The sequence below is a fragment of the Pseudomonas sp. zjy_15 genome, from assembly GCF_043101865.1.
GTDB lineage: Bacteria > Pseudomonadota > Gammaproteobacteria > Pseudomonadales > Pseudomonadaceae > Aquipseudomonas > Aquipseudomonas putida_Y.
Map to the genome: position 1 here is coordinate 136,937 of NZ_JBICII010000112.1, position 7,428 is coordinate 144,364.

General features: G+C 57.3%; 11 protein-coding genes. All 11 read left to right on the top strand.

The window, feature by feature from the left end; translation table 11 throughout:
* Positions 1-23: 23 nt before the first annotated feature.
* The 11 genes from ACF8EF_RS22245 to ACF8EF_RS22295 all read left to right on the top strand — a co-directional run bounded on the left by ACF8EF_RS22245 (position 24) and on the right by ACF8EF_RS22295 (position 7,361).
* A complete protein-coding gene (locus tag ACF8EF_RS22245; RefSeq protein WP_392460551.1) occupies positions 24-311 on the top strand; it encodes a helix-turn-helix transcriptional regulator in 288 nt (95 codons plus the stop codon).
* 9 nt (positions 312-320) lie between these two features.
* Complete coding sequence (locus ACF8EF_RS22250) at positions 321-2,543, top strand: AAA family ATPase (protein ID WP_392460552.1); 2,223 nt, start codon at positions 321-323, stop codon at positions 2,541-2,543.
* A 1,099-nt stretch (positions 2,544-3,642) separates the two neighbouring features.
* Entirely contained in the window at positions 3,643-3,771 is a 129-nt protein-coding gene (locus ACF8EF_RS22255) for a hypothetical protein (RefSeq protein ID WP_392460553.1), read from the top strand.
* Positions 3,768-4,196, top strand: coding sequence for a hypothetical protein (locus ACF8EF_RS22260; protein WP_392460554.1), 429 nt, complete (start codon positions 3,768-3,770; stop codon positions 4,194-4,196). Before ACF8EF_RS22255 ends, ACF8EF_RS22260 begins: the two co-directional genes overlap by 4 nt.
* A gap of 89 nt (positions 4,197-4,285) precedes the next feature.
* Positions 4,286-4,771, top strand: coding sequence for a hypothetical protein (locus tag ACF8EF_RS22265; protein ID WP_392460555.1), 486 nt, complete (start codon positions 4,286-4,288; stop codon positions 4,769-4,771).
* A gap of 1 nt (position 4,772) precedes the next feature.
* A complete protein-coding gene (locus ACF8EF_RS22270; protein ID WP_392460556.1) occupies positions 4,773-5,222 on the top strand; it encodes a hypothetical protein in 450 nt (149 codons plus the stop codon).
* A 1-nt stretch (position 5,223) separates the two neighbouring features.
* On the top strand, positions 5,224-5,490 hold the full coding sequence (locus ACF8EF_RS22275; protein WP_392460557.1) for a hypothetical protein: 267 nt from the start codon (positions 5,224-5,226) through the stop codon (positions 5,488-5,490).
* Positions 5,487-6,425 (top strand): hypothetical protein, encoded by a 939-nt coding sequence (locus ACF8EF_RS22280; RefSeq protein ID WP_392460559.1) that lies wholly within the window; start codon positions 5,487-5,489, stop codon positions 6,423-6,425. Before ACF8EF_RS22275 ends, ACF8EF_RS22280 begins: the two co-directional genes overlap by 4 nt.
* Before the next feature lie 97 nt (positions 6,426-6,522).
* Positions 6,523-6,714: a hypothetical protein gene (locus ACF8EF_RS22285; RefSeq protein WP_392460560.1), complete on the top strand. Its 192-nt coding sequence runs from the start codon at positions 6,523-6,525 to the stop codon at positions 6,712-6,714.
* On the top strand, positions 6,711-7,172 hold the full coding sequence (locus ACF8EF_RS22290) for a hypothetical protein (RefSeq protein ID WP_392460561.1): 462 nt from the start codon (positions 6,711-6,713) through the stop codon (positions 7,170-7,172). The genes ACF8EF_RS22285 and ACF8EF_RS22290 overlap by 4 nt, the downstream gene beginning before the upstream one ends.
* A gap of 3 nt (positions 7,173-7,175) precedes the next feature.
* Positions 7,176-7,361 carry a hypothetical protein gene (locus ACF8EF_RS22295; RefSeq protein WP_392460563.1) on the top strand — a complete coding sequence of 62 codons (186 nt, stop codon included), beginning with the start codon at positions 7,176-7,178 and terminating at the stop codon, positions 7,359-7,361.
* The last annotated feature ends 67 nt before the right edge of the window (positions 7,362-7,428 follow it).

A 7,428-nucleotide genomic window follows, 5' to 3' on the forward strand; every position in this document is an offset into this window, starting at 1 on the left:
TTCTTTCGCTGTCGGAGCTTTTTATGGCCGCTCAAAATATTCCGTTCGACACCCTTCCCGATTCCGCCGTCATCCGTGAGCCTGTGGTCCTGGCACTGACCGGCTATTCGCACACCTCGCTGTGGGATGGCGTCCGGGCTGGAACCATTCCCAAACCCGTACAGATCGGACCGCGCATGGTCGGCTGGCGCGTGGGTGACGTGCGCGCCCTGCTCGCCTCGTTCACCGTCAAGACGACAATCGACGGCAACGCCATCAAGGCTGTTTCAGGGCGCCAAGCCAAGCGCCAAGCCGCGAAAGCATTGATCTAAGGGGGCGGTATGGATACCAAGAAGAGGCCTCCCGCCGCGCCAACGGCGGAGAAGGCAAAGGGAAATACGCGTACAACCAAGCCTAGCGCCAAAAGGAATCGTGAGCAAGCTATCGAATTCTCGAAGTGGCACTGCGACGGCTGGATGCCGACATGGTACTTCCAAGCCGTGGCCATCACGCCTGATGGGCCTATCACAGCGATGGCTGTGCACCCTGACCAGATCGACGACCTGACCCCTTTCATCGCGCAGCACAATGGCAAGGCGAATCTGTACTTCGCCGTAAACCCGTTGCGCCGCGCCATCGGCAAGAAGGCTACGAAGGCCGATATCGCGGCGCTGGCCTATCACCACGTTGACCTGGACCCGGCCGATGGCGAAACACCGGACGCGGCCAAGAAGCGTCACCGTAAGGCTGTGACGGGCCTCTCCATTGAGCCCAGTACCTTGATCGACTCTGGTAACGGTCTGGGCGTCTTCTGGAAGCGCCAGGAGCCTATCCTGCATGACGGCAATACCGCTGAGCTGGAGGATGTGAACAAGCGCCTGGCACAAGCCTTGGGCGGCGATGCTTGCCATAACCTCGACCGCATCATGAGGCTGCCCGGCACGATCAACCTGCCGACTGCAACGAAGCTTGCCAAGGGCCGCGTAGCCGTACCCGCGACCCTGATCCAGCAGAACGCCCAGACCGTAGGCCTGGATGCCTTCGACTTCCTGCCGGCCGTAGCCGAAGAAGTCAAGGCAGTCATGCCGCCTACCAACATCGGCACGCCTATCTGCCTGGACGATTACGGCTTGCCGGACGATCAAGCCGCGCTTGTGGCAGGCACCTTGTCGAAGGGCAAGCGCTCGGATGCAATGATGCCCCTGCTGCGTGGCCTGCTGGACGACGGCCATCCGTGCGACGATGTGCTGGCCACGCTGCATAAAGAGCCGGGACTAGTTGATTACTGCACCAGCAAGCATCCTCACGATCCCGCCGAGTTCGCTCTGAAAGAGCTGGAGAAGGCGTGGGCGAAGTCCTGGCAGGGCATCTTGGCCCGGCTGGCACCCTATAACTCGGCCTGGGCACAGCCCGACGCTGTAACCATCCGGGCGTTCGCGGGTATACCCGTGCCAAGCGAAAAGGCACAGGCTGCTATTCGCTTCGACGCCAAGGCGACCACGCTTGACGAGCTGGACGCGGAAGACCCATCGCAACAGTACGTCATCGAGCCCATTTACCCACTGGGCGTGCCAGGGGAATTCTCTGGTGCCCACGGCATCGGCAAGAGCATAAACGGGGCCGAGCAGTGTTGTTGCGTCGCCACCGGGCGCGACTGGCAGGGGCTTAGCGTCACACAAGGCAAGGCGGTTTTCGCTTCCTGGGAGGACCCACGCCCACAGATCATTCGTCGGGTGAAAACCTGGCTGCGCGCCATTGCCGACCCACTGGAGCGCGCCAAGGCCAAACGGGCGATTGCTGAGAACCTTGTGGTGCTCGGCTGCGATGAAATCGACTTGATGCTCACGGCGAAGGCGTTCGGTGTTTGTAGCGTGCGGGATGAGGTTATCGAACTGATCGCCGAACGCTGCCAGGGCGCGATGCTGGTGATGCTGGAAACGGCAGCTCTGATGCATGGCGGCGACGAGCTTAACGAGGACCTGGCGCAGCTTGCCAAGGCGGTGAAGTTGATCACGAAGGCCACGGGCGCGGCAGTCATAACGGTTCGCCATGTGTCGAAAGATGCGGCGCGCAACAAGGTCGTGGATGCCTATGTCGGGCGTGGAGGCGGCTCCTTTACCGGCGCGATGCGCACGATGGTGGTGCTGGTCGATGTGCCGGTCGAGGATGTGCGCAAGAAGTGTATCGGCTTCGGCAATGCCGCTGTGGTCACGGGCAGACCGGTGCTCGCCTACCACCACGTCAAAGCCAACTATGGCGACAAGATGAAGGAGCCAGTCTATCTGGCGGTCATGCCGGATGGTCATATGGAGCGCGTGACCGGGCCGGACGAGAAGCAAGCACACAGCGACCGGTTGCTGGAGTGGCTGCGCGACAACGTGCCTGCCGAGGGAATGTCCTACACGAAAATCCGCGCCGCATCCAAGAAGCACGGCGTCAAGCAAGACCTTGTGCGGGTGATGCTTGAGATGCTGAAGAGCGCCGGTCACATCACAACCAGGCAGGTTTCCTGCCAAGGCGGCAAGGGCACGGCGGAAACGTGGTATCTGACAGAGCAGGTTTGATCAGGTTTGACGGTTCAAACCTGATCCACAGGCTCTAGAACAATGGTTTTAGTGGATCAGGTTTATCAGGTTTGAGCGGTTAAACCTGATGGACAGTAAGTGGAGTGAGTGTGCGCACTCAGGTTAGCGCACTCGCTTACTTAGGGGTTAAACCTGAAACCTGTTCTCCTGAAAGGCCCGTCCTAGAGCCTGTGGATCAGGTTTGAACAGGTTTGGCGGCGGCGCGGCATTTTTACCGTGACCGCTCTAGCACGCTGGTTAGATCAGGTTTGGAGGCTCAAACCTGATCGGAGGCAGGTGAAAATGAGACCGAAAATGATGGTGCACCCATCGCACGCCAGGACGATTGCCAACCCTGTGGAGATTGAGCGACTGCTCTCTATGGGGTGGGTGTTGGCCGCGCCGAAACCGCGAACCGCGATGGCATCCCGGATGCGTGCACTGCGAGCGCGAAGACGTGCCGAGGGGTGGGTGGCGCTGACCCTGTGGGTCGATCCCGAACAGGCGGCTGCTGTGAAAGCGGCGCTGCTCCCAGGCGAGACAGTGGTGGAAATGATAATTCGTTTAGTGCGCAAACAAAGTTTGCTCTAACGAAACTGTATGGCGTAGGCACACAATTAGAAAACCGGCGGGGACAGTAATTGATCAGCACCGGTGCCAGCTTACGGCTGGGCAGCCCTCGGTGATAGGTGGAGCAAAAACCCATCGTTGTGGTTTGACCACCAAAGCAAGCTGCCGACGTGGCAAGGCGGCCAGGATAGTGAATTCACCGTCTGGTAAAGACTCAACATCAGAACAAAAAGGACTTATTAATCAAGTAGTTGGTAAGTGAGGAAAGGACTTACCACGGGAAATCTACCACCGGGAGTGGGTTTCCGGCCCCTTGTGGCCGTTTGTCGAGGATAGCCGCAGCTTTCCGGGAAGACCAAAAAGAGCCCCGCTGTGAAGCGACAGATAGCCCCTGTGGGTGTGTGGACGGAAAAGAACGAAAACGCGCCGTGGGCGCAGGCGGCGGCCCGCTGCGGGCATATTTGAGGTGAAGTTCTGGTTGTCACCCGATGAGGCGGCGTTGGTGAAGGCCGCTTGGAGGATTCGACTGATGAAAACGACGCGATTGGTTACCTTGCTCGACACTGCATGGCCGGAATACCGCGACACGCCCTGGAAGCCTCGGGGTCATAAAGTCTTCAATGGCTTCCGCCAGGCTGTGCGGGGGATTCAACTGTGAAATATCTGGATACCACGGCGGGTAGCACCCACGCCACCAACGTCGCTATCACGACCTACATGCCGCCTGCCGAAGCCACGGCTGTGCTGGAGTACCTTGACCGGTATCAGGCGCTGGAGGCCGAAATACAACGCCTTGAGGCTGAAGTGGCACGCCTGACACCGGACGATGCCCACGCTCGCCAGTGTCGTAGCGCGGATATCGAAGCCCTGGTGCTGCAAGCCTTGGGCAATGCAACGTTACTCACTGCCATCAAGGGAGTTTCGCCCTGCTTCCGCGCCACCAAAGTCCGGAATCACTTGATTCGTTTCAAAGACGACGGCACCCCTGGCACTGGTGTAAATCAGCCTCGGTACAAGTTCGAGAGGCCACCGACACGGGACACAATAACGGCAATCCTGATTAAACACGGATACTACTTCTGACCAGAAGTTGCATCGCTGTTACCCGCCAACTATTGCCCCGCACGGCATTAAGAACATACTCAAGTTAAATCAACTGGGAGTATGCACAAATGCCCACCAAGGCCGAGATTTCACCGGAAGTAGCCACTGAAACCCCCAACCAAAAGATCAAGCCGTTGGCCCCAGATCGCTTGAGTTTCGAGGATTACAGGATTGTCCGGTACTGCGCCGTCGTAGATCGTGACACTGACCCTAAGATGCTGACTGAGCCTGGATACTGGTTGTCCGTCGCGCACCGTTTGCAACCGCTGGCGCATATCACTATCGTGTGGGATGACAGATCGGCTATCGCCAATGTGTTGGTCATGGAAGCCAGCCAATCCTTTGTGTCTACGGTGCTGCTGGACTACAAGAAACTGCCGGGCATTATCAGCGATGGCAGCGAAGCCCTGATCAACTTCGAAATCTTTTACAGCCAGATGGACGGATATTGCGCACGTCGACTCTCTGACTCGGTGCTTATTGTTCAAGGCGCCACCAACAAGGAAAAGTGCATCGAGCAACTTAAGTCGCATCCGGCGTTCAAGGCCTCCTAATATGGATACTCAAGAAATCCTGCGCGCCATGCAGCGCCTGGCCCGCGAAGTTCAAGCGATACGCCGACCGTTCGATCAACTTATCGGTCTAGCTTGGCGTGGTGTAACAGTCGATAAGGCTGCTATTTCCAATATCTTGCGTCGCGAAGCAACCCAGCGCGAACTGAATCTGAACTGGGAAACCATCCTCTACCGCCACACTACCGGTCACTACGTTTTAATTTGCACCGCTCTTCCAGATAGTGCGAAAGATGCACAAATATTGGTCACGCGCCGACTTATAAACAGCCGCGAAGCCTGCGCCTTCTGTGGCCTTGTAGAGAACAGTTTCGCACCGATAGAACTGACAGTAGCCAAAAGTCCGGTGGGTATCCCGATCCAGAGCGAGCGAGTGCACCCACGCTGCTCTTTGTATTGGCAACGCCTCAAACTTATTGCGGAAGGTAAATGATATGAAACTTCCATTGCCGACCTATAAACACACCCTAAAATCCTATCTGCTTGTTGAGGCCGTCGTCATGTTCGTAAATAAAATTGACGAAGCTATTAACGGTCTTATCGCGGAACCTAACATGAGCTTCCACGGCAAGAATCACATGATCCAATTAATCATGCGCCGGGCTGGACTGTTTATGTGCGAAGAATCTTTCCGTGATGTGGAAGCCTACCTCGCAGAAGGCGCTGACGCACTTCTTCGAGACTTTGGGTGCGAGTCATGAGTAACGAATTATACGACCCTGGCGACCTGTACGGCGCTGGCGATCTTCAGCCTTATAGCCAGCCCCTTGCACCCGCACCGACCCCCGACTTCGGTGGCACTGAACTCGATCTGCTGCACGAGTCCACACGCAATTATGCCGGTGGCGGGCAAATGGTTTTTGGCCAGCCCTTGCCACCCGGTGTCACACTTGCACAAGTCACACAAGCATATAATCAGTTGGGGGCGGTTTTCTGCGCGGATTTTTTAAAACTCGGGCACAACATCACCCATCCACAAAAGGCGGTGAAGTGGTTTTTAGATGCGATCACAAATCCGCCCGCCAAGCAGAAGCCGCATCACCGCTACAACTTATTCGAACACGTCAATGATCCCCTCTTCCAAGCCTTCGCCAACTATGCGCATGACAATGGCTTCAGCGCCAAGTTTGTGCAGGATGCCTGTTGGTGGGTATCCGAAGCTGGTAGGAAGTTGGCACAACGAGCACAAACCCCGGTTGGCGACACCCCTGCGCAAGGACGCGCACCTTCTTCCGACCCGACCGATAGTCTTAACGACGCCCAGTTCGAAGCGGTGGTGAAGGCGAACGACGCGGCTAAAATCAATACATACGTCTACCTTGAGAAGCTCTGGGGTCAAAGTTACCAGGCCAACATCAAGATGGTGGATGCTTATTTTCAATCCCTGCCGTTGAATGAGCAGCGGGCATTGGACGTTTACACCACTGGCTGGATCAAGGCCCTCAACACCGCTCCCATAATTCTTGGTCTTTATAAGCAAGCTATTGGTGTCCACTCGATTCCAGCCGGCGGCGGCCTTGCATCCGAAATTGCCCAATGCGAGCAGGTGATGCGCACTAATCGTAAACAGTGGTTGGCGGACGATAGGTTACAGGCTCGATATCGTGAGCTACTTCGCATGCGAGACGGGGGTTAAATCGTGAAATACACCAAGACCAAACGTATCGACAGCCAGCTTGCCCGTGAGAGAGCGAAGTGGCTCAAACGGCAGAAACGTAACAAGGGGAAATAGCATGTCTGATTATATCCACACGGGGCACTCCCTGATTCAGGCAGCAACGGAAGCTCGCGATAAACTTGTCCTGACCGGCAGTGATGAAGTATCGCTGCGCAAACTGGATGACTTGATTGCCAAGGCATCGGGTGTAGGACTGCACGGCGGCGAGCAATTGAAGTTAGAGCGCTTGTTGGAGAAACTGAAATGACCACCCCGCGACTGCAATTGATCGCCAAGCAAGTTGAGCGGCGAGAACAGCAACAGGCACCCGCGCCCGAAGTTCCCTCAGGTATTGGTGGTGCCATCGAAGCGGTGATTGAGCAGGCGGTGGAAGAACGGGTACAGGCGGCCCTTGCAGAACAGCGCAGGCAGCTGGAAATCAGCCGACCGCAGCCGACCTATACCAGCTTCGAGCAGATTCCGCCGATACCACAGACGCGGGCGCCCAAGGCCATGCAGGGTACGGTACAGCGAGACGGCACTGGCGTGGCAAGGGCGATGGTCATCAACGGCCAGCGCTTCCTACTGCAACGTGACGCTGCTGGCCAACTGGTGGGCTTCGTCGACGAAAAGCAGGCCAGCGAGGTGTCGTACAACGGCTTGCCGGTGGCACCGGCTGTGCTGAACCGACCCCGCAAGCTTTACGGCAGCGATCCCGAGGTGTGAGCCATGGCCACCGTGACCTTCGATGAAAATGAAGACCCTGTGGCGGCCGCCCGCGCCCTGGCCACCACGCTCAACCTGTGGCTGGCCGAGCAGCCACGGCCAGAACAGGCACCGCCAGCCACTGTACGCTTCGCCTACACCGAGGACGGCGACCTCAAGGCCGTGACCGTGACCTTGGGGGATGACTGACATGGCCAGAGGTAGACCGCCAGGACAAGGCAAAGTACCAGGCAGTGGCCGGGTGAAAGGAAAATCA

Coding starts and splice junctions, on each gene's coding strand:
- ACF8EF_RS22270 (WP_392460556.1), top strand. CDS start 4,773: ATGGATACTCAAGAAATCCTGCGCGCCATGCAGCGCCTGGCCCGCGAA.
- ACF8EF_RS22290 (WP_392460561.1), top strand. CDS start 6,711: ATGACCACCCCGCGACTGCAATTGATCGCCAAGCAAGTTGAGCGGCGA.
- ACF8EF_RS22275 (WP_392460557.1), top strand. CDS start 5,224: ATGAAACTTCCATTGCCGACCTATAAACACACCCTAAAATCCTATCTG.
- ACF8EF_RS22265 (WP_392460555.1), top strand. CDS start 4,286: ATGCCCACCAAGGCCGAGATTTCACCGGAAGTAGCCACTGAAACCCCC.
- ACF8EF_RS22255 (WP_392460553.1), top strand. CDS start 3,643: ATGAAAACGACGCGATTGGTTACCTTGCTCGACACTGCATGGCCGGAA.
- ACF8EF_RS22295 (WP_392460563.1), top strand. CDS start 7,176: ATGGCCACCGTGACCTTCGATGAAAATGAAGACCCTGTGGCGGCCGCC.
- ACF8EF_RS22280 (WP_392460559.1), top strand. CDS start 5,487: ATGAGTAACGAATTATACGACCCTGGCGACCTGTACGGCGCTGGCGAT.
- ACF8EF_RS22245 (WP_392460551.1), top strand. CDS start 24: ATGGCCGCTCAAAATATTCCGTTCGACACCCTTCCCGATTCCGCCGTC.
- ACF8EF_RS22285 (WP_392460560.1), top strand. CDS start 6,523: ATGTCTGATTATATCCACACGGGGCACTCCCTGATTCAGGCAGCAACG.
- ACF8EF_RS22250 (WP_392460552.1), top strand. CDS start 321: ATGGATACCAAGAAGAGGCCTCCCGCCGCGCCAACGGCGGAGAAGGCA.